We start from the raw sequence: 25207 nt of genomic DNA on the forward strand, positions 1-25207 counted from the left end.
AAAATAGTGGATTCTTCCATTATCCATTGCGTATCTTATGTCTGAGCAATTATTCATCCAAGGTCCTGTTGGTCAAATCGAAATGTTTGTCGATCAACCCCAAGGTGAAATCACAGGTTTTGCTGTTGTTTGCCATCCTCATCCTTTACAAGGCGGTACACCACACCACAAAGTCCCTGTTTTATTGGCTCAGATTTTCAATGAGATGGGCTGTATCGTCTATCGTCCAAGTTTTCGCGGTTTGGCAGGCAGTGAAGGTACACATGACCAAGGCCATGGCGAAACCGATGACATTATGACTGTGATTGAATATGCACGTGAGAAGCATGCAGGTTTAACCTTCTATGCAGGTGGTTTTAGCTTTGGTTCACATGTACTCGCAAAATGCCAAGCACAACTCAGCAATGAGTTACGTCCGAAGCAATTGGTGTTATGTGGCTTGCCAACAGGTTCAGTGGTTGACTTACGCCATTATAAAACCCCTGCAATTGACGGCGATATCTTATTTGTTCATGGCGAGCAAGATGATATTACTTTGCTTTCAGATATGGTTGCATGGGCAAAACCACAAAAACATCCAATCACGATTTTGCCAGGTGCCAATCATTTCTTCACAGGTTATTTAAAACAGCTCAGACAAGTCATTGCTCGCTTTTTAAAACTGTAGACTTAACAACAAATTACTAAGAAAACTATACGTCTTTTCAATCCAATGTCTGTTATATCAGTATAGATGTACAGACATTCGGGTTCTTAAATGAAATTAAATAAAAAACAAGGACTTTTTTTAAAGCAAACCATTGAACAATGGCAACAACAAGGCACGATTACGCCCGATGTTGCCAATGATTTAAATCAGAGTTTTTCGATTCGACCTTTTGACTGGGAACGTTTGGCAAAATACTCATTCTGGATTTCAATGATTTGTGCAGTAATTGCCATCGCAGCAATTACAGCGGATCAGTTTTTAATGGAACTGATTGAAAAAATCTTTGTTGATTCCAAAATCATTCCTTGTCTGATTTTTGCAGTAGTTGCTGCGGCCTTTTATGGCTTTGCTTATAGACGACGCAAAACTAAACCGCTGCATCAATTTAGCAATGAAGCCATTATTTTTGCTGGTGTTCTTTCCACAGCAGCCTCTGTGGCTTATTTCGGACAAGCCATTGATACAGGCAGCGGACATTTCTCTTTATTATTCCTGCTCTCAACCATCATTTATGCAGCACTTGCCTTCTGGTTCCCATCCAAATTAATTTGGGTGTTTTCCTTGCTCTCACTGGGTTCATGGTTCGGGACTGAAACAGGTTATATGTCTGGCTGGGGTGCGTATTATTTAGGGATGAACTTTCCTTTACGCTTTGTATTCTTTGGTGGTGCATTGATTGGGTTGAGCCTGTTATTTAAACGCCATGCGTATTTTAGGGATTTTGCACATTCAACTTATGTCATGGGTCTGCTGTATCTGTTTATTGCCTTGTGGATTCTCTCAATCTTTGGCAACTATGGGGACTTGAGTAGTTGGTATAGCGTTAAACAATATGAGCTGTTGCACTGGGGTTTCTTGTTTGCCTTTATTGCCATCATTGCAATTGTTTATGGCTTAAAACATGATGATGCCACTTCACGTGGTTTTGGTATCACCTTCTTATTTATCAATCTGTATACCAAGTACTTTGAGTTTTTCTGGAATGGTATGCATAAAGCCATTTTCTTCATCTTACTGGCGATATCCTTCTGGTGGATTGGCAGGCATGCCGAAAAGCTCTGGAATTTAGAGTTTCTAACCAACCAATCACAAAGCAAGAAAGATCATCTAGGTAAATGATTACTGGAAGTCACTCCAACTCAAACCAAACCGAGCCAAATACTTTTTGACTCGGTCACTGTCATTGGTGCTATTACGTTGCTGGCATGAAGCTGCAAACAGTTGACGTCCAGCATCAGCCATGGACTTGGCATTTTCACAGACATGAAGTACGCCACGCAGTTGAATCTGATCAAACTCATCGATCTCGCTCAACTGCATTTGATCTAAATATTTGAGTAAAATATCCGCTTCAGCAGAGTGTTCTTGTGCTGTTTGAATCGACCACAATTGCTTTAAACGCTGAATCTCTTTTTGCACCGTCTCTAAACGGATTAACTCACCACTAGATAAAGTCGCTAATCGTGTCACGCTGGCGGTCAAATCACGGAAATTGCCCTGCCACGATGCTTCTCTAGACTTGGCAAATTTCAAATACACATCGAGTGCATCTCGTTGAAACCGTAACTGTCGTTGATGATTTACCGCAAAGCGTTGCAATTCAAACTCAATATTCGGTGCAATATCTTCGATTCGATCTTTAAGATTGGGCAAAAAGAAAGTCCATGTATTGAGTCGCGCCCATAAATCTTCACGAAAGCGCCCTGCTTGCACTTCGGCTCTTAGGTCTTTATTTGTCCCTGCAATCAATTGAAAATCTGCCTGAACTTCTTTATCACTTCCTACAGGAAAAAAGGATTTGTCCTCAAGTGCCTTGAGTAGCATCGCTTGTTCATCCAATCCAAGTTCACCAATCTCATCCAAAAACAGAATACCCTGATCGGCACTTTTCAATAATCCTGTTCGCGAAGCAGCTGCGCCAGTAAATGCACCTTTGATATGACCAAACAAACTGGACATGGCACTATCACCACGTAGCGTTGCACAATTCACGTCAATAAAGCGCCCACTTAAATGAAACTTATCCTTTTTTAATAGAAAGATTTGTTTAGCTAAGTGTGATTTTCCAACCCCTGTTGCTCCCATAATCAAAATCGGAGCACTCGAGCGTGTTGCCACCAATTCAACCTCGGTAATGAGTTGATTGAATTCATGGTTATAAGTTGAGATATTGGCTTTCAGCTGTTGCCAGTTTTGTTGCTGCTCGTCTTCAAAACGCTGCTTTAGAACATCATAGCGAGACAAATCCAGATCAATGATGCGATATTCACCTTCTGGTGTTTTCTGTTGATTTGGCGCACTTTGAATCAGCTTGGCAGGTAAATAATTGGCATCAACTAGAAGATACCAGCAGATTTGACCAACGTGTGTACCTGTAGTGATATGCAAAAGATAGTTATTTTTTTCAGTATCAAATGGATACGTTTTTACAAAGTCATACAGCGCACCATAAACCTCGGCAAAATCCCAAGGATCACGAATACTTACTCGATGACCTGACACTGTGGTTGATGGAGATACATTCTGTGCATCTTCAGCAATAAACTTGACTAAATTATGATGTTGACGATCGTGTAGTAGCACCAGTTCATCAATAATCAAATCTTCATGCATCAGAAGACTTAACGTTGGACGCCAACGTTGCCATCGATCTGGACGCTTTCCCTGATCTAAAGTAGAACCAACAAAGCCAATTACGACGGTTTTCTTTGCATTCACCATAATTTCTATAATATTTTATACATGTCTATCATATACAATACGCATTTCAGTGAAAAATTCCAACAATATGCTTCATTTTACTTTCTTAGGTACATCTTCTGGTGTACCCACACTGACACGTAACGTTTCTGGTTTAGCCATCCGTAACAGCAAGAATAAAGATTGGATATTGGTTGATGCAGGTGAAGGCACTCAGCATCGAATTCAGCAGGCCAAGCTTTCATTACAAAGCTTAATTGCGATCTGCATTACCCATGTTCACGGCGATCATTGCTATGGTCTAGTCGGCTTACTCGCAAGTGCAGGTATGAATGCCAGAACAGCACCTTTAACCATTATCGCGCCTAAAAAAATTCAACAATGGATTGAAGTTACAGCACAGCTCACTGATCTACATTTACCTTACCCACTCCACTTTATCGATGTAAATAAAGCCAATCAAATACAGCAAATAACAGATGAACTTTCGATTCAAGCTCATCCACTGAGTCATCGTGTAGCTAGCTTTGCATTTAGTATTATCTCGCAATACACTCAAAAGCGATTAGATACACAGGCTTTGATTCAACTCGGTGTCCCAAAAGGCAAAGCTTGGGGTGATTTACAACAAGGTCTGGACATCCAATTCAATAGGCAAACGTTAAAAGCAGTCGATTTTACCCAGTTACAGATCCAACGCGCACATGCTATTGTCGGGGGCGATAATGACCGTCCTGAATTATTGGCACGGGCTTGCGAAGATGCTCAACTGTTGATTCATGAAAGCACCTACACGCAAGCTATTTTAGATAAAGTGGGCCCAAGCCCAATGCATAGTTCAGCAAAAATGGTTGCTGAATTTGCTCAACAACAGGGTCTAAGCAATCTGATCCTGACGCACTTTAGTCCAAGACATCAAGATAGTGCTGGACAGCAAGCCATCACAGAAGAAGTACAAGCTTTCTATCAAGGCAATTTCTATTTAGCCCATGATTTCGATCAATTTAACTTAGATGAGACAGGTCAACTTTCAAAAATCAATAAATCTTTATAGAAACTTTGCTATGTGGCCTTTCAACACCATTTAAGGATAAATTTAATATCTTCTAAGATATTTTAATATCTAATTAGATATATTTTATTTAGTTCTACTAAAGCCTCATAAAAATATTTAAAATTTTATTTTATTTAATTATCAATATCTTGAAAATTTTAAATTCGTTTTTTAAAAAGTTGGCACACTCGCTGCAATAGTATAAGCACACAACATCATTGGGATCTTGTGAATATCACCTGCCTGCAAACGCTTGGCAGGCAGGCTTTGAAAGGAAAATGAAAATGTCTGTCGTTGAACAAATCAACCAACAAGCTCAATTTGAACAAGAACAGCAACAACGTGCTTATCAGGTTTTAAAAAATGAAACGAGTATGCCAGTAAAAATGTGGACCAATGGTGTGCTTGTTGATGACAACTCAAAACAACAATTACTACAAACAGCACAAATGCCCTTTATTTATAAATGGATGGCAGTGATGCCAGACGTTCACTTTGGTTTAGGTGCAACGATTGGAAGTGTAATTCCAACCAAAGGTGCAATTATCCCAGCTGCGGTCGGTGTGGATATTGGGTGCGGGATGATGGCCAGCCGTACCAACTTAACCGCTTCTGATTTACCTGATAATTTACATGGCTTACGTACTGAACTTGAACGTTTGATCCCACACGGAATGACCAAACGTGGACGAGATAAAGGTTCTTGGGAAACACCACCTGAAATGGTAGATCAAGCTTGGGCAGATTTAGTTGCAGATTTTGAGTTAATCTGTATGAAGCACCCTCGCCTAAAAAATACCAATAACCGTAAACAATTGGGAACTTTAGGGACAGGAAATCACTTTGTAGAAATCTGTTTGGATGAACACGATCACGTTTGGATTATGTTGCACTCAGGTTCACGCGGTGTCGGTAATGCCATCGGTAATCATTTTATCGAACTGGCACGCAAAGATATGCAAAAGCATTTTATTAATTTGCCTAATAAAGATTTAGCTTATTTAGTTGAAGGAACAGAACATTTTGATGATTACTGGTTTGCTGTGGGTTGGGCACAACGCTTTGCCATGAAAAACCGTGAAATCATGATGCAGTCTGCGATTAAAGCTTTAGCAACGATTATTCCCAAGCCTTTTCAAGCACGATTGGAAGCCGTGAATTGCCACCATAATTACGTGGAAAAGGAAGAACATTACGGCGAAGAAGTGATGGTGACCCGTAAAGGCGCTGTTCGTGCACGTTTGGGAGAGTATGGAATTATCCCAGGTTCAATGGGTGCCAAGTCCTTTATTGTTCGCGGTCTTGGAAATCAGGAATCATTTTGCTCATGTTCGCATGGTGCAGGTCGTGTAATGAGCCGTGCTGAAGCAAAACGTCGATTCACAGTGGAAGATCAGATTGCCCAGACTGAAGGTGTGGAATGCCGTAAAGATGCTGCTGTGATTGATGAAATTCCATCGGCTTATAAACCAATTGAAGACGTCATGAAAGCGCAACAGGATTTGGTTGAAGTGGTTTATACATTAAGACAAGTGGTTTGTGTTAAGGGGTAATTATGGAAAAGGATTGTTTAGATATTCGAAGCTATAGAATCAGAGCAAATGAAGCAGTTCATCTCTCTCTACCTGAACAATCCTATTACATCATCTTGGCTGTAAATACTGATCAAATTCTGCCTGAATGGCGTAATTGGATTTGTGAGCAGATTGTCTATTCAAGACTATGCATTCAAGCAATGGTGGCAGGACATGAGTGCTCTATTTGGGATGATGTCCTAGATGAAACGTATCTCGGTTTTTATAACGATCAACCACCAGTCGATCATTGCTTCATGACAACTTGGCATGAAAATGAAACTTTAGAAGATATTACTGAATTCGCAAAATTTAGTATGGAATTGGAAAATGTTTCAAACTTAGTCATTGTACATATTGAATAAAAGGTAAATAAAATGAAACTCGCAGAAGCACTTTTACTGCGAAGCGATCAACAAAAAAAGCTCGCTTCATTAAAACAACGGATCAATGCCAATGTTTTGGTACAAGATGGTGATGAACCGAGTGAAGATCCAAATGAACTCATCAAACAAGTATTTGCTTTAACCCAAGAAAGCAATCAATTGATTTGTCGTATTCATTTGACCAATGCACAAGCAAAGTTAGAAGACGGCAAAATACTGCTGTCACTATTAAGCTTACGCGACAGTTACGCTGAACAGCATAAGATTCTCATTGATGCAATTGCCAATACTCATCGTGAACCAGATCGTTATAGCTCGCGTGAGATTAAATGGAAGAAGGTTATTCCTGTTTCTAGCTTGCAAAAACAAGCCGATGATATCAGCGCGAAACTACGCGATTTAAATATCAAGATTCAGGCTGCAAACTGGCAAATTGATTTAGTCGAATAGACAACAGATTTTGTGAATTTAGTTCACAATCGCAGTTTGGGCATCCTGGGCGAGTACAAGATCCCGCTTTACTCCGATCTGAGGGATTGAAAATAATTCAGGCGGCTATGGCAGCATGTGAGCCATGCATCAATCTTCACTGATTAGGCTCAGCACCATGTACCTAGCAAACCTTTGCCAACAGCAAAGTCACGCGTTACTTCGCATTACCATGTACTGACAGTATGTTCATTTAATTAGAAAATAAGGAAAATAGACGTGAATAAGGCTTTGGCAAATATGCCAGCAACCATCCAGATTGATGGTTCACAAGGTGAAGGCGGTGGGCAAATTTTAAGAACAGCCCTTGCCCTTTCAATGATTACAGGTCAACCATTTGAATTAATCAACATTCGTGCTGGCCGTAAAAAACCAGGCTTAATGCGTCAGCACTTAGTCTGTGTACAGGCATCCCAAAATATCAGCCAAGCTTATGTGGAAGGGGCTGAACTACATAGCCAACGTTTGTACTTCGCGCCACAGCAAGTGCAAAGCGGAAAATACCAATTCCAAATTGGTTCTGCTGGCAGCACAACACTGGTTTTACAGACCCTATTACCTGCTTTGCTATTACAAAATCAAGCCAGTGAACTCACCATATCAGGCGGCACTCATAATCCGCTTGCACCAACAGCGGATTTTATTGAACAATGTTTTTTACCCGTATTAAAAAAACTGGGAATAGAAGCTGAATTTAAATTAAACAAAGCAGGTTTCTTTCCGATTGGCGCAGGTGAAATTCACATCAAAATTCAGCCATGGCAACATCGAAACAGGCTAAGTTTATTAGATCATGGTGCTTTGCAAAGTATTGGGGCTTTTGCAGCAGTATTAAATCTTTCAGAGGAAGCGCAAATTGCACAACGAGAATTAGCGACTTTGAATAAAAGACTAAAGCTGAATATACAACAACAGTTCCGTTTAAATGGGATTAGCCAAGGCAATACGGTATATGTCAAAGTTGAGTATCAACTGCATATTCAGCTATTTACGGCTTTAGGTGAAATGCGAAAAAGTGCAGAACAGATTGCCAATCACGTGGCTGAACAAGTGAAACAATATATTGCTTCTCAAGCTGCTGTGGATGAATATTTAGCAGATCAATTGCTATTACCTTTAGCACTAGGTCAAGGCGGGGAGTTTACGGCGCAATGTATTAGCGAACACACCCGTACTCAGGCCACCATGATTGAAAAATTTATTGATTGTGAAATTGAATTTATCGAGTTAGATAAAACATTGTTTCAGGTCACTGTTAAGGTAAAAGAAGCTCATTCATGAGCTTCTTTTATTGGGAGCTTATTTAATCGATTCCAAAGCTGTGACCAACAACTTCCAGCATTTCTCTACGGTATCCACTTTAACCCGCTCCCCTGGTGCATGCGCCCCTTGAATGTCAGGACCAAAAGACACCATCTGCAAATCTGGATAATGTTCCGCAATAATGCCGCACTCCAAACCTGCATGAATCACTTTCAAATTTGGCTCAATCTTAAATGCAGATTGATAAGCTTGTTGTAGGCATTTCAATGCAGCCGAATCGGGATTTGGTGTCCAGCCCGACACTAACGGCGTTAATTCAGATTGAATCTGGAAACTAGCAAAGTGTTGTTGAATGTTTTGTGCAAATATCACTGCCTCTTGATTCACCATCGAACGAACCATAATCAATGTTTTTGCTTCGTCTTTAGTGAGTTTAACCACACCTATATTATTCGAGGTTTCGACCACATCAGCTAAAGCACTACTCCATTGAGCAATGCCATATGGACAAGTTGCCAATGCTTTTAACCACGCTTGCTGCTGATGCAAGGTAATAACGTCATTTATTTGATTGGTATTTTGCTGTGCAGTGATTTGCAGCTGGTCATCAATGCCCTGTAGCTTTTGTTGCCATTCAGTTTGTGTCACAGCAACGGCATTTTTCAACTCAGGAAATTGCTCTGCTTTGATCGCAATGGTTGCCACAGCTTCACGCGGGATGGCATTGCGTGCTGTTCCACCCACAAACTCTACCAGTCGACCATTGGATTGTGCCAAATAATCATTAAGAAAATTGGCTAGAATGACATTGGCATTGCCACGACCTAAATGAATATCAACCCCAGAGTGACCACCTTTCAAGCCTGATACCAGTAAATCTATAAAGATTAAATCACTTGATGCTGCGTCATATTCAAGTGGCTGTTCCACTTCTAGGTCAATACTGCCTGCACAGCCAAGATACAGCTCACCCCATTCTTCGGTATCAATATTGAAAAGCCATTGCCCAGTTAAAATGCCAGACTCAAGCAAACGAGCACCGCTCATTCCTGCTTCTTCATCAATGGTCAACAGGACTTCAATCGGCCCATGTGCAATATCATTTGATTCTAATACAGCCAGTGCAAGTGCAACACCAATCCCATTATCGGCACCCAAAGTAGTATTTTCAGCAATCAGCCAGCCATCTTTTAATACAGGTTGAATTGGATCTTTAAAAAAGTCATGCTGGGTTCCGCGATTTGCCTGAGTCACCATATCCAAGTGGCCTTGCAAAATCACACCAGCTGCTTGTTCTTTACCCGTAGTTGCCGCTTTTCGAATAATTAGGTTACCAATGTCATCAACATAGGTTTCCAAATTGCGCTGTTCTGCCCAGTCTTTTAAATGTTGTCTTAACTGTTGTTCATGTTTAGATGGTCGAGGAATCGTACATAAGGTCTCAAAATGTTGCCAAACCGCTTGTGGTGATAATTTAGAAAAATCGACCTGTATCATGCACCTATACTCTCAAATAAAGCGTGTAAAAGAACATACACCATACACCCAAACAGCGATGATGGTAAATCACTTCATTTAAGATGGTATTCGCAAAATGAACTTAGCTTTTCCACACAAATTGAGAAAAACTATGTTCTGCTTTTAAGCTATTTTCTACTGCCTGAGCCAACTGGCGAATAATGCTCTGCGTCTCTATCTTTTCAAACCAAGCTTGTTCTTGCTGCGGATTGGCAGAGATTTCACATAGAATATGACCTTCCGTATCCTGCTGAGAGCAGAGAATAGACAGTGGAAGTTGATGATTATCGATACGCACTTCAATTTTTTCATGCTCATGACGAATATGCTGGGCATCAAAGCCGTATTGTTCTAATTGTTTATACAATAATGCAGCCACATACTCTTGCGTGATATAGCATTCGTTGGGTGGATGCTCGACCATCCCATGTTTTGGGCAATCTGCTATAAATTGCAACGTTTTCATGCTATTCCCTCTATTTTTATGTTTTTAACTCTGGATCGCAGAGTAAATCCGACGCGAACGGTAAGAATTATTATATATACAATTGTCTTTAATAGATTAGCTGATTGTCTTAGTTCTATAGCTAAATTGATAAATTTAGACCCGATTAGATATGTACATCTTCAAACCCATCATTTTTATTATTTAAGCGTTTTAGCTTTATCTTTAGCCAATTATTTTTCTGGATATGCTTATAAAAAAAGCAGCATTTAACTTTCTCAAGCTCAATGCTGCTTTTTCAGATCAACTTATGGATTCAAGACCTGTAAATCCAATCCAGCTGAATTTGCAAGCTCTGTAAAGGTCGGGAAACTGGTCGCCACAGTTTCCGTACCATGAATGGTAATCTCACCCGAAGTACGCAAACCCGCCATACTAAAACTCATCGCAATACGATGGTCGTGGTGTGATTCAATTTCACCACCTGCGAAGATCGCAGACCAGTCACCTGACTTACCTTTACCTTCGATAATGATGCCATCTTCGGTTGGCGTACAGTCGATGCCCATGATCTTCAAACCATCAGCCATCACTTGAATACGGTCAGATTCTTTGACACGCAACTCAGCAGCACCCGTCAACACTGTTTGACCTTCTGCACATGCAGCAGCAATAAATAATGCCGGGAATTCATCAATTGCTAAAGGCACTTGATCTTCAGGCATATGAATGCCTTTCAATGTTCTTGAACCTTTGATATGAATATCTGCAATCGGCTCACCGCCTGCAATACGTTCATTTTCAACCGTCAGATCAGCGCCCATTTGCTTAAGAATTTCGATCACGCCTGTACGAGTTGGGTTGATCCCCACCGCTTCAAGAACCACATCGGCACCTTCAGTGATTGCAGCACCCACCATAAAGAATGCAGCAGATGAAATATCAGAAGGCACTTGAATATCGGTACCAACCAACTTGCCACCACCCACAAGCGAGATTTTATTTCCTTCAGTTTTCACATCATAACCAAAGGCACGCAACATACGTTCAGTATGATCACGAGTCGGTTCTGGCTCGGTTACTGAAGTTTCACCAGCTGCCCATAATCCTGCCAATAAAATACCTGATTTAACCTGAGCAGATGCCATCGGCAAATCGTATTGAATCCCTTTGAGTGCTTGACTACCTGTGATACTCACTGGTGGCGTACCTTTTTCACCCGTGGTTTGGATGAGTGCACCCATTTCACGAAGTGGTTTGGCAATACGCTCCATTGGGCGTTTAGACAATGATGCATCGCCAGTCATTACAGAATCAAATTTTTGTGCAGACAACATGCCTGATAGCAAGCGCATACTGGTGCCTGAGTTACCCATATACAAAGCACTTGCTGGCGCTTTTAAGCCTTGCATACCGACACCGTGAATCGTCACTTCGCCATTCTTCGGTCCTTCGATGCTCACACCCATGTCACGAAAAGCTTGCAAAGTTGCGAGCGCATCTTCACCTTCCAAAAAGCCTGTCACATGGGTGGTACCTTCTGCAATCGCACCAAACATGATTGAGCGATGTGACACAGATTTGTCACCGGGTACGGTGAATTTACCTGTAAATGTTTTCTTTCCCGGTAAAATGGTAAATTGCTGTGTCACCTTGTTTTTCTCCATCAAAGGTTTTTTGGCTAACATATGATTAAAATGTTGGCGTGCTGCTTGCGCGTGTCCGAGTAGGCCCATCAACGCTTGCGAATCTTCCTGTTCAATCAATTTTTTCAAAACTGACAATTGCTGCTCAAAGCCATCAACAGCATTTAAAATTGCAGTTTTATTGGCAAAGAAAATATCATGCCACATCTGCGGATCGCTGGCTGCAATCCGAGAGAAGTCTCGAAAACCACCTGCAGCATAGCGGAAAATATCTAAATTATCTTCACGATTAGCCAGTTGTTCGACCAGATTGAATGCCATCAAATGCGGTAAATGACTGGTATGAGCCAACACTTCATCGTGTTTGGTAACATCCATACAAATCACTTCGGCTTTTGCCGCAGACCAAAGTTGAATCAATTTTTTAACCGCCCACTCCGCACTGGTCGGAAGAGGAGTCAAAATCACTTTATGATTAACGAATAAATCAACTTTACCTGCATGTACCCCAGTATGTTCTGCACCTGCAATCGGATGGCCTGGCACAAAGCCTACTGGTAGATTTTCACCAAATACTGCTTTAGCCGCATCAACAACATTGCCTTTGGTACTACCGACATCGGTAATGATGACATTGTCTGCAAGATAAGGCTTGATCTGTTCCAGCACTTTTTGTGTCGCACGAACTGGCAATGCTAAAACAATTAAATCTGCATCCTGAACCGCTTCTTCAGGCGTTGCGTAACCGTGTTGGATAAGACCGAGTGCCTTGGCATCTTCTAATGTTTTTTTTGAGCGTGTTGAAGCCACAATTTGAAATGCAAGTTGTTCTGCCACAATCACACGAGCGAGACTCGATCCAATCAGTCCAAGCCCAATAAATGCAACTTTCTTAAATAATGGTTGAGACATAAAACATATTTGCCTATGTAAAAATCTCCCCTGAGAAGCACCCCGCTTCGTAAGGTCTTTATAAAGAGGGGGAACTCCTCCCTTTAAAAAGGGAGGCTGGGAGGGATTCAAAATACAATAAATAGACCTATAAAACTGCGATTGGATATGAACCGAGTACACGTAATTCCTTCACCATTGGACGAATTTCTTCCAATGCCGCCGCAACATTTTCCTGACCGATATGTCCTTCTAAATCGATAAAGAACACATAAGCCCATTTTTCAGGCAATGCTGGACGCGTTTCAATACTGGTCAAACTGATCTTATGCTTGGCAAATGGTGCTAGGATTTCCAGTAAAGCACCTGCACGATCATGTGCAGAGATCAATAACGAAGTTTTATCATTCCCGCTTTGAGGAATCTTCTCACGACCAATTACAAGGAAACGTGTGGTATTTTCAGGGTTATCTTCGATATTGCTATGTAAAATTTCAAGGTTATACATGCTTGCAGCAATATCAGATGCAATCGCAGCAGAATGCCATTCGTTACGAATACGACGTGCCGCTTCTGCATTTGAGTTCAGTGCAACACGCTCAACCCCTGGATAGTGTGCATCTAACCATTTACGGCATTGTGCCAAGGTTTGCTGATGTGCATAAATCTGCTTAATGCTGTCTTTACGGGTATTTTCAGATACAAGGAACTGATGGTGGATACGCAGTTCGACTTCACCAATTACATTGACTGTCGATGATTTAAAGCAGTCCAGTGTATGGTTGACAATCCCTTCTGATGAGTTTTCCACTGGAACAACACCATAATGTGCACTGCCCGCTTCAACTTCACGGAACACTTCATCAATGGTTGGTAATGGACGTACCACCGCATCTTTACCAAAATGCTTTAACACAGCCGAATGCGTATAAGTGCCTTCTGGCCCTAAGAATGCAATGCTTTGTGGAGCTTCTAGTGCCAAACATGCTGACATGATTTCACGGAATAAACGCGCCATAGTTGCATCAGACAACGGCCCCTGATTACGCTCCATGACTTTACGTAGCACTTGCGCTTCACGTTCTGGGCGATAAAACAGTGGATTCTCTTCAGATGCAAATTTCGCTTTGGCTACAGCCTCTGCCAGCGTCGCGCGACGGTTGAGTAACTCTTGGATTTGTTGATCAACACTATCAATATCGTTACGAATTTGGTCTAAATTAAGTGAATTCGATGTGTTTTGTCCATCGTTTACCATTGAATGCAGCCTCAGCAAAATCATCTATAAGAATCGATTACAATTCGTCTGTGAATTGATTATCCGAGCTAGTATAACAACACTTTAAGCTATTAAACACGCTGAGTTTTAACTCTTTTTATTAACAAACTTTATTGATAATGATTTTCATTATATATTTCTAACAAAATTTCAATGCTTGCGAATAAACCCATGCTTAAACAATTTGGTATTTTGACTTTTTCTCTGTTCATGACTACACCATTGGTCTTTGCTCAGCCAAACACTTCCAGTACAAACAAGCCGCCGTTAAAAGCACAAACAAATATTCAGCAAAGCTTTGAAATAAAGTCAAAATATACCAAACATGATTATTTGATTCAGATTTCCGTTCCTGCGGGTGAAGCACCGAGTGAAGGTTTTCCAGTACTGTATGTACTCGATGGCAATGCTGCTTTTGATAGCGCGGCCAATATCGCCAAATCGGTTGGTGGTGGTGCAAATCGTTTGGGGTTGAGTCCTGTCGCAATTGTAGCGATTGGATATCCAAAACAAAGCACCTTTGATGTAGAAAAGCGTGCTTTAGACTATACGCCTAAAGCATCGGCTGAGTTTCAAAAACAAGCCAAATACACCTATGGCGGTGCAGATCAATTCATTCAATTTATTGAAAAAGAACTCAAGCCAGCCATTCATGCAAAAATCAAGGTCAATCCACAGCAACAAAGCCTGTTTGGACATTCCTTCGGTGGGTTGTTTGTTCTACATACCTTTTTTAGCCAACCACACATGTTTCAACGTTATATCGCTGCCAGCCCTTCACTGTGGTTTGACAACTATGCCCTATTAAACCGGCAGGCAGATTGGTTAAAGAATCAAAATAAAACTCAAAATATCATGCTGATGACCACAGTGGGTACGCATGAGCATGGTCGAAGCCCAACACCAGACGCTGAATCCTTACAAAAGCAGAATGACTTCTATCAAAATTTTAATCAGCAACGTTCAAAACAGTTCTTATTTTGGAATTATCGACATCCTGCTGAGCAGCACCTAACCAATATGTATGCAAGTTTACCAAAGGCCATTATGTTGGCAGGTTGTCAGCCTCAAAGCTGTTCAAATCTATTTGATGAACCCGCTCAACAAAGTGCTGAATAAACACAGTTAAATTTAGGCGGACTATTTGCTCCGCTTAAATTTAGACCTTTCAATAGAATAGATTGGTTATACTGCAAGAAGATGTCATAACAACAGTAAAATACAATGCATAAGATTTTCAGCTTTTGCTTACTGAGCTTGATCAGTATCGGTTTAACCGCATGTGATGGTTGCCCATTGATTGCAGGTTGCAATGGTACCGATCGCTCACCTTATTTTATCAGCCCTGTGAGTAGTCAGGCTCGGGGAATTCCTGTGCCACCTCAAACCAGACTGACCTATCAATCACAACACTTTAGACAGACCCATCAGCAAACTCATGCTTTAAAAGAACAAAACTTAACAGGCATCGCCTTTCCTGAAAATACCGCCATCCTTTGGGGTGGCATGCCCGTTGAGCGGTTTATTCAATTTTCCAATCCTGAAATGAAAGGATTTTCTGTCTACCCTGCTACAGGGTTTAAATCAGAACAATCGAATACGTTTCTAAATTTATGGAAAAGCTGTGACGATGATTTAAGTATTTACTTAAAGAACCCAAATGATTGGTCATTTAATCCCTCCAATATGGAAATACGAGGCTGTGGTCGCTATCAACAACGCAGTGAATATATGGAAGATAACTTTCGGCAAAATGAAGCCGATGAGTTTCTAAGCAAGATCAATCAAGCCTTACAGAAATTGCCTAAACAACATAGCTATCCTGTCATTCATCAACCGAGTAAATAGTGAAAACAAAACAGCCTGCTCAAAAGCAGGCTGTTTTGTTAGATAATACCAATTAAGCTTTACCGATAATTCCGCGTGCCACAATTTCTTTCATAATTTCGTTGGTTCCGCCGTAAATACGCTGAATACGTGCATCAACAAAGAAACGTGAAATTGGATATTCAGTCATATAACCGTAGCCACCAAATAATTGCAGCAAGTTATCTGCAACTTTCATTTGCATATCGCTACTAAAGCTCTTCAATGCAGCGGCAGTTTCAACATCCAATTTGCCTTCATTGTATAAAGCTACGTTTTGATTATAGAAAGCCGCTGTTGCTAATTCATCAATCTTCGCTTGTGCCAATACAAAACGTGTATTTTGGAATTGAGAAATTGCCTGACCAAAGGCTTGACGCTCTTTTACATATTGCGTCGTGATATCAATCGCACCACGAATCGCACCTAATGCAGTAGATGCAATCGCCGTACGTTCACGTGGAAGTTCTTGCATCAAATAAGCAAAACCTTGCCCTGCTTGACCTAGCAACTGATCCTTTGGCACTTTAACGTTATCAAAGAACAATTCTGAGGTATCTTGTGAATGTAAGCCAATTTTGTCGAGGTTGGTGCCCTTTTTAAAGCCTTCTAAGTGCGTATCCACCAACATGAGTGACACACCTTTAGCACGTGCTTGTGGATCTGTTTTAACGGCAAGAACCACGAGATCAGCATGCTGACCATTTGAAATAAAGGTCTTTGAACCATTTAACAGATAATGATCATCTTGCAAGATGGCACTGGTACGCATTGCTTGTAAATCTGAGCCTGCACCCGGTTCAGTCATACCAATTGCACCAACCACTTCACCAGACACCATTTTTGGCAACCAGTGCTGTTTTTGTTCTTCTGTGGCAATGTGCTGGATATAAGGAGCCGCGATTTCAGAGTGACATGAAATTGCTGTTGATAATGCACAGTAGCCTGCACGTGCAGACTCTTCAACCAACATCAATGAATAATGGGTTGGCACGCCATAACCACCGTATTCTTCTGGTACATCAACACACAAGAATCCATTTTCGCCCAATGCGCTCCAAACTGAACGTGGCATGATGCCTTCACGTTCCCATTGATCGTAATGCGGTGCGATCTGCTCGCTCATAAAGCGTTTAAAGTTATCACGGAAGAGTTCTAAATCTGAATCATAAGCTAACATCATTATTTCCTTTCGCTTTCATTGTTCTTAAAAATTTGTTCGCAGTCATGCTAATAACTTTTAGATCGGATGTCATGTCCCGTTTACATCAAATCACTAGACTGATTCGGTCAATAATTTTGTTTGCATCGTCCATCTTTAAACCACAATCGCTTACTCATTAATCAGCCTCTCTTATTTTTTACGCTAAATACGTCAATTTTATGTCATATTAATTTTATTCTTTGCGACTACCTCAAATACGACCATGAACACAAAACGTAATATTTATAAGACCGTAGAACATCCGTTTGCTCAGTATGTTCGTATTTTAGGTAAGGGCAAAACAGGTTCTCGTTCGCTTAGTTATGAAGAAGCCTATCAAGCATTTAGTATGATTTTAAAAGGTGAAGTACTGGATGTGCAGTTGGGTGCATTCTTAATGCTACTTCGTGTGAAAGAAGAATCTGTCGATGAACTTGCAGGTTTTGTACAAGCCACCCGTGACCAACTCAATTTCCAGCCACTTGAAGTTGATCTTGACTGGTCTTCTTACGCTGGCAAACGTAAACACTACCCTTGGTTTTTATTGGCTGCACTGACTTTAGCGCATCATGGTTACAAGATTGTGATGCATGGTGCATCTGGCCATACCGTTAACCGTGTTTATACGGAACAAGTTCTCCAATATTTAGGTTATTCGATTTGCCAAAATGAGCAAGAGGTTCGTGAGCAGCTTGAACAGCATAATTTTGCCTATCTTCCTCTTGAAGCCATCTCACCAATTTTAAGCGAATTAATCTCACTGAGAAATGTGATGGGGTTACGCTCTCCAATTCACACCTTGGCACGCTTGATTAATCCGTTTAATGCTAAAGCAACTTTACAAGCGATTTTCCACCCTGCTTATCGAAGCTCACATCAACAAACGGCATCCCGTTTGGGTTATCAAAATAGTGCAGTGATTAAAGGTGAAGGTGGCGAGTTTGAACGTAATCCTGATGCCAAAACCTTAATTTGTGGGATTCAAAATGGGGAATTGTACGAACATGAACTACCTAAACTGACACCTGACCGTAGCCCGATTGAAGAGGAGCTTGATCTAGCTGTGTTTAAAGCGGTTTGGTTGGGTGAGCAAACACATGAATATGGTGAAATGGCGATTACTGAGACGATGGGTATTGCGCTATATACCATGGGTGTGGTTAGTAATTACGATGATGCAATGAAGAAAGCACAAGAGTTATGGGATAGTCGTTTCTGATCAAAAATAACCCAAGATTATTTATAGAACCTTGGGTTATTTTCTGAATATAAAAATTGATAAAATTAGGGTTTATTCACTTATTATAAAATCATAAGTTTTACTTAACTCATCATCACCTTTACCATAAAAACCTGTAGAAATTTCAATAGAAAAATTTCCAGAATATTTCGGAGTACCTTTTATATTGATATTATTATACCCATCTAGCTCATTACTAGGTTCAATCACAACACCAACATCATTTGGAAGGTCTGTTTTTAGATGAAAATATTTATCCACAACTTTACCTCCTGTAATTATTAAACTCTGATGATATGGTTGCCCTACTCTAGCATTAGGCAACTCGTTAGGCTCTATTTTATACCCTTTACTACAACCCATCATAAGTGCAATACAAGAAAGTATAATACTAATATTTTTATTCATCATTTATTTAATAATAATTCCAACCATTTCACCCTTCTTATACATGATTTTTCTATTCCTCAATTTTCAAAACAAAATCCTTATTAAAATCTTTCAATCCATCCCTAACAGTTCCAGAAATATTTATTTTATAAATACCAGACCTTTTTGGTGTACCTTCAATAACAGTCAAAGCATGGGCAGCATATTCCTTTTCCCTTGATCAGGTGAAACAACTAAACCACTATTTTGATCTACATTAGACTCTAGAAGAAAAGTATCTTCAATCACACGGTACTCTTTCATTTTTATTTCTGCAAAATAAGGTGTTCCAACTTTTCCTACTGGAATTTCTTTTGTCAAAGAGATATCATTTCCTACGTTAGAACAGCCTAATAAACACAAAGATATCAGCAATACAATTTTTAGATTCATTCCATACTTTTACCATAATAATGACCGAACAAAATGACCCTAAATTTTAAATAAAAAGTTCAACTTCACGACCCGAGTTATAAAAGAACTTAATACTTTCTGGGGTTTCAACTGAATTTATTATGGTAAATCTACTTCAATCTCTGTCCAGTTTGTAACTAGCTCTCTTTTGCTATTTTTCAATAATTGATAATGATCCAAACACTCTTCCTGATTAATCACTGTTTTTTTCTGACGACTTCCAATAACCAACATGGCCTGACTTAACCATTTATAGTATTGACTTTGATACTCTTTACTATACGTCTCATTCACTTCATCATAATATTTTTTTATTGCACAAGCCTCATTCTCGTCTTCGTCATTCCAACTCACTTTATAGGCTAGAAGCTCAGCATACCTTGTAAAAGCATATAAATAAGGCACGCCTTTAATATAACCTTCTGTTTTTAAAACGAGCTCCTTAGCAATTGGGGTAGCGATAATATATTTATTCTCATTTTTATCATTCCACAATACTTTATAGGAAACCTCTTTAAATTCTGGATTTATTCCTAAAGCATATAAATAGCTTAATTTTGCACTATTTATATTACTCTTTAAAGCAAGTTCAAGATACTTAAACTCTTTTGTTTTTAGCTTTACGGTGTCTAAACCTGTTATTTTTTTCCAATCATTAAACGACTGTTGTGAACTATATAACTCATCAGCAATATTGAGTGCAGCATATGGATGTCCACTTTCAGCTAATTTATATAATTTTCTTTTCCCCATTATTTGCTTTTCTTCATCTTCACTCCATATAAATAGTTGTGCTTGTGCATATTGTGCATGAACTTGCCGCTCATCTTGCTGTAACTTGTCCAAAAACTCTAGATTTTTAACTGTCTCAGGCGTCAATTCAGGTGATAGCGCGCCTTGCAACAGATTCATAGCAGATAAATAGCTTATTCTTTCCATATTGATTTTATGCTCGACATTTAGTTGTGTTTTTTCATCATTTTCTTGATCACTTGAAGAAGAATTACAAGCTACTAGAGACGTTATGAATACACATAACAATAAGTTTTTATATAACATCTTTATCCTCAAGTTTTTATTGTTTCTGCACCGTTAAATATTCTCATATGACCAGACAACCTAGGTTCTGCCTTGCGTTCAGTAGCGGATTTCTTAAATCTCGCATATACCCTCACATCAGGTAATGTAGAATAATACCAACCTAAAGATGTTGGTGCATAAACAGTACCAATGCCTTCCTGTTTAGATAATATTTCAGCTATTGGTGCTAAACCATTTCCGGTATTACACGAAACCAATACTAAGGTCTGTTCTTCACTATAACCTTCAGATTTGAGTCTTTCAATAAACTGCATTATGGTTACATTTTTGTTCTTATCAACAAAACTTCTTCCGTTTGTTCCCAGCATTAAACTCGTATTACCATGCGCAAAAACATAGAAATATTGACTAGGTAAATATTTTCCATCGATCATCATCTTAATCGTTGTATGGAATGTAGTTTCAGAAGGTGCAAACAAGTTTAAATATTTATAACTCGATCTTCCTGTATTTGGGGCCATGACCAATAATCGCTTCGGTTCAATCAATCGACTGCCTGTTGGTACAATGGGCAGTGAATCAAGTTGGTATCCATCTGCTTTCATTTTGTTAATATAATCTTTTAACTCAGGGTGTTTTTTTATAGCAGCAGCAATTACCTGCTCAGAACTCGCTAAATCCTTTGCTTTTAATACCTTACCCTTCTCTTCTTTGCCTGCAGCTTGTGGCTCAATAATCGTCTTGGGTAAACTTTTTAAACTATCTTGATATTTTTTGCCTGAAATAGGTAGAATCTCAAGTAACATTTCAGGTTTTAGGGAGTCAATTAGCCCCTCTGAATCAGACTGACCTTGAATTTCAGTACCTAAAAAGGGATCAATTAATCTATATTTCCGATTAGCCAAGATTCTTCCTGTTGAACTATCAATTAAGTAGCTTTTATTTTCTGTTGACTTCACATCAGACTTAGGAAGATATGGAAGTTTAGCAGATACAGATTGCCCCCCCACAAACATATGCTGCCCTGCCTTCACCTCAAACTTACCACCTGTGGTCGGAAAAATACCCGAACCATCTAGTTTGATCTGAGAACCACCCGCAGTAATCACAATCTCTTTCGGACTGGTAATCTCAATACGACCTTCAGTTGAGATGATTTGAATCCCTTGCTTGGCAAGTAAATCCATGCCATCCCCTTGAGCTTGAACCTCAAACTTCCCTTTTGCAGCCACTTGCTTAATGCCATTCTGTGCAGCAAACACACTGATTCGGTTTTGCGCATGTGTAATCAGGTTTTTCTGCGTACTCAGATTAATACTGTCGCCAGCAAACTGATTGATCTGTCTATCCGCAGATAAATGAATATCTTCATTTGTACTCACGCCAATACCAGCGGGTGAGTTGAGTAATAATAGTGATTTTTTAAATTGTGCAATTTTTTCTTGGATCTGTTCTGCAAACTCTTTGAGTTGATCCAACGATTCAATCTCATCAGTCTGCTGATTCTTGGCAACTTCACTCAGTGCCTTGGCATTGCTCTGGCTGCCTTCAAGCTGTTGCTTGGCAGGTTGTGCATCAAGATGCTCGCCTTTAGCCTGATCTTGTTTGTGTGTAGAAAGCAGTAATCCTTCGCCAGTTCGCACTGCGCCCCATTGGTCAGTACGAAGCTCAAAACCTTCACCTCGGTCTTCACTTTCGGCTGTGGCTTTGGGATGACTCAGTTTACCCAGATTCAGTTGGCTGGCAGCGTGGCTGCTTTGTAGCTGTGCGCTGATCTGTCCTGTGGTGTCATCAAAGCGCAGTTGGTTATATCCTTCGCCTTGGTATTCCTTGGACTTGATTCCTGCCAATTTTTTGGTATCAGGCAGCTTGCCTGAGTTATCGAACTTGGTTGGGCTACGTTGCGCTTCGTGAATGCGCCCCACCACAAATGGTCGGTCAATGTTGCCATCAAAGAAGTCGATGACCACGATTTCATCGATACGCGGCAAGAAGCGTGCACCATAGCCTTCACCTGCCCAAGGTGTCAGGACATCGACCCAAGCTGAGTCAGTGTCATTGTCATTGGTGCCTGCACCACCATCATGGCTATGATCATCATTGCGAGTAAACAGGAAACGGACTTTGATACGGCCCCATTCATCCACATGGATTTCTTCACCACTGGGTCCAACCACTTTGGCGCGTTGTGGGGATGCAGCAGGTCGGTGTTGTAATGGATGATATTCAGGGACAGTTTTGATATTGCGGCGTTGCAGTGTCAAATGGTTGGCTTGGCGTTCTTCTGCGTTGTTGTATTGGGTGGGCTGCCAATTGCTTTGTGCCAAGAGCTGATTAATCTGCTGGTTCATATCTTTGGGCAAGTTGTTTTGGTTGTAGAAGTTTTTGCCTGTGATCAGAAACTCTTTGTCTGCTCCACTGTGTTGATCGATTTCAGGGTGCTCTGCCAGTTCGAACCAGTAACCGACATGGGTATCTCGGACTGTGGTATGGGCAATAAACTGTTTGGATTGTAGGTCGTAGTATTGTCCTAGGTTTTGATTGAGTTTTTCAATCTGGGCATTACCTGACTGGGTCGCCCCATCTTCTCCATTTAAGTCTTGCATCCAAGCAGGTGAAAAGTGCCATGCTTGCTCTAAACCCAAGCTGGCATTGTCATGTTGTTCACTGTGTTTGTGTGTGCTTTGCACACTGCCTGCACCTTCTTCTTGTTCCAATGCATCGGCTTGCCAGCGTTGTACATGAACTGAACTCGGCTGTAGTGTACGTTGTCCAATCAAGCTGGTCATGCTGTCGTATTGTTCAGTGGCACTGCTGCGGTGGTAGCGAATCTGTCGACGGTCTAAGGCTTGGTATTGGCTATTGTCATCAATCAACCGTAGTTTTTGTGCTTGGATGGCTGCACTGCTGAGTGGAACTGTGTGTGCTGCTTCATCAATCAGCCAGTTGATGCCTTCGCTGCGTAGTAAACGAGTTAGAAAGTCATAGTCACTTTCATTGGACTGCATAATAAACGGACGGATATCGTAGTCTTGGCTGAGTCCGCTTAAATCTAAAGTAAGACTGGATGCAAATAAGGGGCTTTTTTGCTGCCATTCTTTGAAGATGATTTCCACCACATCACGCACGCTCTTGTTCATAAACACGCGGCTGTTACGACGTTGTTTCCACAGTGCAGTTGGATCTTCGAGCGTGAGTTTATAGAGCGTTAAGCTGCCGTCGGATTGTCCTTGTAGGGCTTGAGTAATGATCCCTGTGACACGGGTCAATTGACCTTGATCTGTCACCGTATCAATTGCAACTTGACTACCAATGAATTGTTTTAAGGGAATGGCAGCATTGGTGGATAGGCAGATCAGTTCTGCTTTAACACCTGCATTCAATTGTTGCTGACCATCAATGCGTTGCAGGAAAACTTGGGTATTTAAATTTTGATTCGAAAATTGAATATGAATGGCACGTTTTTGTGCTGTAAGGCCTAAACTTTCCAAAGCCTGAAAAATATTACTCAACATTTTTTTTAGAACATTTCATTAAATTTTCTTTATTCTACTCAAAAAAACATTGTCATGACTAGACTGTTCTGTCCATTTGTGACGTTTTTTGTCTCATTTTTATTACAGCTCAACTTAATTCATTTTGATTAGGGCCGTTTCATACCATTACTTTTAAGCAACTGCTCAATAAAAATGCCCTCAAAATTGAGAGCATTTTAAATATTTCAATTCATTTTAAACAAACCGAATCGGCTTAAATTCAGGTTCGTGTTTGTGATGATCATCATCACATTCCTCACCTTCTTCTTTGGTAGCACGATCAATATATCCACTGCGCTGTTCTTTCGGCAAATTTTCCATTTCCCACGCATAAACAGCTTGCATGCAAATTTCACGTTGCTCTTTGGTTAAAACAATACCATTTGGCCATTTGCCAATTTCAACGGCAGTCCGAAGACGCTCAACAATTTCAGGATTTAAAATAGCGAGCATTTGTTCAATATTCATGAGTCATCCTGTTGAAAAGATTCAAAATCTTGATTCCAACCCAGTTTAGTACGGCAAGCCATATAAAAATCATAGCCAGGTGGATGTAATAAGCTTAGTTTAAACGGATGTTTGCGAATATGCACAGTATCACCGACATTTAATGCAACACTATGTTGTCCATCAGCACTGACCATGGGCAAAACACGATTTTCACGGATGGTAATCTTAATCTCACTTTGCCCACCCACCACGATTGGTCGTGATGATAACGTGTGCGGATGCATCGGAACCAGTGCAATAGCATCCATACTCGGATGCAGGATTGGCCCACCACCCGACAAAGAATACGCAGTCGAGCCAGTTGGTGTCGAAACAATTAAACCATCACTATGCTGACGATAAACGTATTGCCCATCAATATTCAACTCAAAATCGATCATATGAACCGATTTACCTGAGTGTAAAACCACATCATTCAATGCAATCGCATCGTAAATCGTTTCACCATTGGTTCGAACTTCCATTTCCAATAAGAAACGGCGATCCAGCTGGAATTGACCTTGTAATACCTGATCAAGTTTAAAAATAGCTTCGGCAGGTTTGATATCCGTCAGAAAACCCAGTCGACCACGGTTAATGCCGATCACAGGCGTATTATGTCGTACCAAAGCACGCGCAGCATGAAGCAATGAACCATCACCGCCAACCACTATCACTAAATCGACAACTTCACCCAATAAATTTCGGCTCACCGTCTGCCCATGACCATATGGAACCAGTTTAGCTGTTTCCTGATCAAAAACGGGGTTTAGGCCTAAAGTGATCAAATGATCATGAATTAAACATAACGTTTCTACTACAGAATACTTGTCTGGTCGTCCAATTAGACCAATATTTCGAAAGGATTTATGTGAAATTTGCACGAATAATTCAGCTCCGTCGCGATTACTGACTATCATATCATTAACAACCAATGTTGCGTTGATGATTGATTAAAAAGTATAAAAATGTCTATCCGTTGTTTTTTTATACGATTAATGTCAACACATCCTTAAAGTTTTTATTGCATGTTG

The 25207-nt window shown here is 40.4% G+C and carries 22 protein-coding genes; 10 read left to right on the forward strand and 12 right to left on the reverse strand.

Annotated features, from left to right (window positions below; translation table 11 throughout):
- Positions 1–37 precede the first annotated feature (37 nt).
- Together F887_RS07635 and F887_RS07630 are read left to right on the forward strand one after the other, a co-directional pair.
- Positions 38–667 carry an alpha/beta hydrolase gene (locus tag F887_RS07635; RefSeq protein WP_005294720.1) on the forward strand — a complete coding sequence of 210 codons (630 nt, stop codon included), beginning with the start codon at positions 38–40 and terminating at the stop codon, positions 665–667.
- A 90-nt stretch (positions 668–757) separates the two neighbouring features.
- The gene (locus tag F887_RS07630) at positions 758–1828 is read left to right on the forward strand and encodes a DUF2157 domain-containing protein (protein ID WP_005294723.1); all 1071 of its coding nucleotides are present in this window, start codon (positions 758–760) and stop codon (positions 1826–1828) included.
- On the opposite strand, the gene rtcR is transcribed toward F887_RS07630, so the two are convergent.
- Positions 1829–3430 (reverse strand): RNA repair transcriptional activator RtcR, encoded by a 1602-nt coding sequence (rtcR, locus tag F887_RS07625; protein ID WP_005294725.1) that lies wholly within the window; start codon positions 3428–3430, stop codon positions 1829–1831. It abuts the gene before it with no gap.
- A 67-nt stretch (positions 3431–3497) separates the two neighbouring features.
- Here rtcR and F887_RS07620 point away from each other — a divergent pair, with 67 nt between their 5' ends.
- The 5 genes from F887_RS07620 (at position 3498) to rtcA (ending at position 8193) form a co-directional block, all read left to right on the forward strand.
- Positions 3498–4463, forward strand: a complete 966-nt coding sequence (locus F887_RS07620; RefSeq protein ID WP_005294728.1) for a ribonuclease Z — start codon at positions 3498–3500, stop codon at positions 4461–4463.
- Between the two features lie 284 nt (positions 4464–4747).
- Complete coding sequence (locus F887_RS07615; RefSeq protein WP_005294730.1) at positions 4748–6016, forward strand: RtcB family protein; 1269 nt, start codon at positions 4748–4750, stop codon at positions 6014–6016.
- A 2-nt stretch (positions 6017–6018) separates the two neighbouring features.
- Entirely contained in the window at positions 6019–6402 is a 384-nt protein-coding gene (locus tag F887_RS07610; RefSeq protein ID WP_005294733.1) for a DUF7684 family protein, read from the forward strand.
- Between the two features lie 12 nt (positions 6403–6414).
- Complete coding sequence (locus tag F887_RS07605) at positions 6415–6873, forward strand: DIP1984 family protein (RefSeq protein ID WP_005212730.1); 459 nt, start codon at positions 6415–6417, stop codon at positions 6871–6873.
- A 258-nt stretch (positions 6874–7131) separates the two neighbouring features.
- Entirely contained in the window at positions 7132–8193 is a 1062-nt protein-coding gene (gene rtcA / locus F887_RS07600; RefSeq protein ID WP_005294736.1) for an RNA 3'-terminal phosphate cyclase, read from the forward strand.
- Between the two features lie 18 nt (positions 8194–8211).
- On the opposite strand, the gene F887_RS07595 is transcribed toward rtcA, so the two are convergent.
- The 4 genes from F887_RS07595 to pheA form a co-directional block, all read right to left on the reverse strand.
- On the reverse strand, positions 8212–9672 hold the full coding sequence (locus tag F887_RS07595) for an aminoacyl-histidine dipeptidase (RefSeq protein ID WP_005294739.1): 1461 nt from the start codon (positions 9670–9672) through the stop codon (positions 8212–8214).
- A 103-nt stretch (positions 9673–9775) separates the two neighbouring features.
- Positions 9776–10159, reverse strand: a complete 384-nt coding sequence (locus F887_RS07590; RefSeq protein WP_005294741.1) for a hypothetical protein — start codon at positions 10157–10159, stop codon at positions 9776–9778.
- Positions 10160–10446: 287 nt separating this feature from the next.
- Positions 10447–12696, reverse strand: a complete 2250-nt coding sequence (locus tag F887_RS07585) for a bifunctional prephenate dehydrogenase/3-phosphoshikimate 1-carboxyvinyltransferase (protein WP_005294743.1) — start codon at positions 12694–12696, stop codon at positions 10447–10449.
- A 127-nt stretch (positions 12697–12823) separates the two neighbouring features.
- The gene (gene pheA, locus F887_RS07580) at positions 12824–13933 is read right to left on the reverse strand and encodes a prephenate dehydratase (RefSeq protein ID WP_005294746.1); all 1110 of its coding nucleotides are present in this window, start codon (positions 13931–13933) and stop codon (positions 12824–12826) included.
- Between the two features lie 192 nt (positions 13934–14125).
- Between pheA and F887_RS07575 the strand changes: the two genes are divergently transcribed.
- Both F887_RS07575 and F887_RS07570 read left to right on the forward strand, forming a co-directional pair.
- Complete coding sequence (locus F887_RS07575) at positions 14126–15073, forward strand: alpha/beta hydrolase (protein WP_032863142.1); 948 nt, start codon at positions 14126–14128, stop codon at positions 15071–15073.
- 105 nt (positions 15074–15178) lie between these two features.
- Complete coding sequence (locus tag F887_RS07570; protein WP_005294753.1) at positions 15179–15802, forward strand: hypothetical protein; 624 nt, start codon at positions 15179–15181, stop codon at positions 15800–15802.
- A gap of 52 nt (positions 15803–15854) precedes the next feature.
- Here the strand turns inward: F887_RS07570 and F887_RS07565 are convergent, their stop codons facing one another.
- Positions 15855–17000, reverse strand: a complete 1146-nt coding sequence (locus tag F887_RS07565; RefSeq protein ID WP_005294755.1) for an acyl-CoA dehydrogenase family protein — start codon at positions 16998–17000, stop codon at positions 15855–15857.
- A gap of 247 nt (positions 17001–17247) precedes the next feature.
- On the opposite strand from F887_RS07565, the gene F887_RS07560 reads away from it, so the two are divergent.
- On the forward strand, positions 17248–18243 hold the full coding sequence (locus F887_RS07560) for a glycosyl transferase family protein (RefSeq protein WP_005294759.1): 996 nt from the start codon (positions 17248–17250) through the stop codon (positions 18241–18243).
- A 72-nt stretch (positions 18244–18315) separates the two neighbouring features.
- Here the strand turns inward: F887_RS07560 and F887_RS07555 are convergent, their stop codons facing one another.
- The 6 genes from F887_RS07555 to F887_RS07540 all read right to left on the reverse strand — a co-directional run bounded on the left by F887_RS07555 (position 18316) and on the right by F887_RS07540 (position 25057).
- Positions 18316–18675, reverse strand: a complete 360-nt coding sequence (locus F887_RS07555) for a hypothetical protein (protein ID WP_005294761.1) — start codon at positions 18673–18675, stop codon at positions 18316–18318.
- A 165-nt stretch (positions 18676–18840) separates the two neighbouring features.
- The gene (locus tag F887_RS0118000; RefSeq protein ID WP_005294762.1) at positions 18841–19086 is read right to left on the reverse strand and encodes a hypothetical protein; all 246 of its coding nucleotides are present in this window, start codon (positions 19084–19086) and stop codon (positions 18841–18843) included.
- A gap of 120 nt (positions 19087–19206) precedes the next feature.
- Positions 19207–20166 carry a hypothetical protein gene (locus F887_RS07550; protein WP_005294764.1) on the reverse strand — a complete coding sequence of 320 codons (960 nt, stop codon included), beginning with the start codon at positions 20164–20166 and terminating at the stop codon, positions 19207–19209.
- 8 nt (positions 20167–20174) lie between these two features.
- Positions 20175–23663: a type VI secretion system Vgr family protein gene (tssI, locus tag F887_RS0118005; RefSeq protein WP_005294767.1), complete on the reverse strand. Its 3489-nt coding sequence runs from the start codon at positions 23661–23663 to the stop codon at positions 20175–20177.
- A 216-nt stretch (positions 23664–23879) separates the two neighbouring features.
- Positions 23880–24152, reverse strand: coding sequence for a YeaC family protein (locus F887_RS07545; protein WP_005153583.1), 273 nt, complete (start codon positions 24150–24152; stop codon positions 23880–23882).
- A complete protein-coding gene (locus F887_RS07540) occupies positions 24149–25057 on the reverse strand; it encodes an NAD(+) kinase (protein ID WP_032863147.1) in 909 nt (302 codons plus the stop codon). The genes F887_RS07545 and F887_RS07540 overlap by 4 nt, the downstream gene beginning before the upstream one ends.
- Positions 25058–25207: the final 150 nt, after the last annotated feature.

This window comes from Acinetobacter sp. NIPH 2100, assembly GCF_000369805.1.
Classification (GTDB): domain Bacteria; phylum Pseudomonadota; class Gammaproteobacteria; order Pseudomonadales; family Moraxellaceae; genus Acinetobacter.

What these genes read in the sequence shown, in the direction of transcription:
- tssI (WP_005294767.1), bottom strand. Translation starts at nt 23,663, where the DNA reads ATGTTGAGTAATATTTTTCAGGCTTTGGAAAGTTTAGGCCTTACAGCA.
- F887_RS07565 (WP_005294755.1), bottom strand. Translation starts at nt 17,000, where the DNA reads ATGTTAGCTTATGATTCAGATTTAGAACTCTTCCGTGATAACTTTAAA.
- F887_RS07635 (WP_005294720.1), top strand. Translation starts at nt 38, where the DNA reads ATGTCTGAGCAATTATTCATCCAAGGTCCTGTTGGTCAAATCGAAATG.
- F887_RS07560 (WP_005294759.1), top strand. Translation starts at nt 17,248, where the DNA reads ATGAACACAAAACGTAATATTTATAAGACCGTAGAACATCCGTTTGCT.
- rtcR (WP_005294725.1), bottom strand. Translation starts at nt 3,430, where the DNA reads ATGGTGAATGCAAAGAAAACCGTCGTAATTGGCTTTGTTGGTTCTACT.
- F887_RS07585 (WP_005294743.1), bottom strand. Translation starts at nt 12,696, where the DNA reads ATGTCTCAACCATTATTTAAGAAAGTTGCATTTATTGGGCTTGGACTG.
- pheA (WP_005294746.1), bottom strand. Translation starts at nt 13,933, where the DNA reads ATGGTAAACGATGGACAAAACACATCGAATTCACTTAATTTAGACCAA.
- F887_RS07610 (WP_005294733.1), top strand. Translation starts at nt 6,019, where the DNA reads ATGGAAAAGGATTGTTTAGATATTCGAAGCTATAGAATCAGAGCAAAT.
- F887_RS07615 (WP_005294730.1), top strand. Translation starts at nt 4,748, where the DNA reads ATGTCTGTCGTTGAACAAATCAACCAACAAGCTCAATTTGAACAAGAA.
- F887_RS0118000 (WP_005294762.1), bottom strand. Translation starts at nt 19,086, where the DNA reads ATGAATCTAAAAATTGTATTGCTGATATCTTTGTGTTTATTAGGCTGT.
- F887_RS07545 (WP_005153583.1), bottom strand. Translation starts at nt 24,152, where the DNA reads ATGAATATTGAACAAATGCTCGCTATTTTAAATCCTGAAATTGTTGAG.
- F887_RS07595 (WP_005294739.1), bottom strand. Translation starts at nt 9,672, where the DNA reads ATGATACAGGTCGATTTTTCTAAATTATCACCACAAGCGGTTTGGCAA.
- F887_RS07590 (WP_005294741.1), bottom strand. Translation starts at nt 10,159, where the DNA reads ATGAAAACGTTGCAATTTATAGCAGATTGCCCAAAACATGGGATGGTC.
- F887_RS07550 (WP_005294764.1), bottom strand. Translation starts at nt 20,166, where the DNA reads ATGTTATATAAAAACTTATTGTTATGTGTATTCATAACGTCTCTAGTA.
- F887_RS07630 (WP_005294723.1), top strand. Translation starts at nt 758, where the DNA reads ATGAAATTAAATAAAAAACAAGGACTTTTTTTAAAGCAAACCATTGAA.
- F887_RS07605 (WP_005212730.1), top strand. Translation starts at nt 6,415, where the DNA reads ATGAAACTCGCAGAAGCACTTTTACTGCGAAGCGATCAACAAAAAAAG.
- F887_RS07555 (WP_005294761.1), bottom strand. Translation starts at nt 18,675, where the DNA reads ATGATGAATAAAAATATTAGTATTATACTTTCTTGTATTGCACTTATG.
- F887_RS07620 (WP_005294728.1), top strand. Translation starts at nt 3,498, where the DNA reads ATGCTTCATTTTACTTTCTTAGGTACATCTTCTGGTGTACCCACACTG.
- F887_RS07570 (WP_005294753.1), top strand. Translation starts at nt 15,179, where the DNA reads ATGCATAAGATTTTCAGCTTTTGCTTACTGAGCTTGATCAGTATCGGT.
- F887_RS07575 (WP_032863142.1), top strand. Translation starts at nt 14,126, where the DNA reads ATGCTTAAACAATTTGGTATTTTGACTTTTTCTCTGTTCATGACTACA.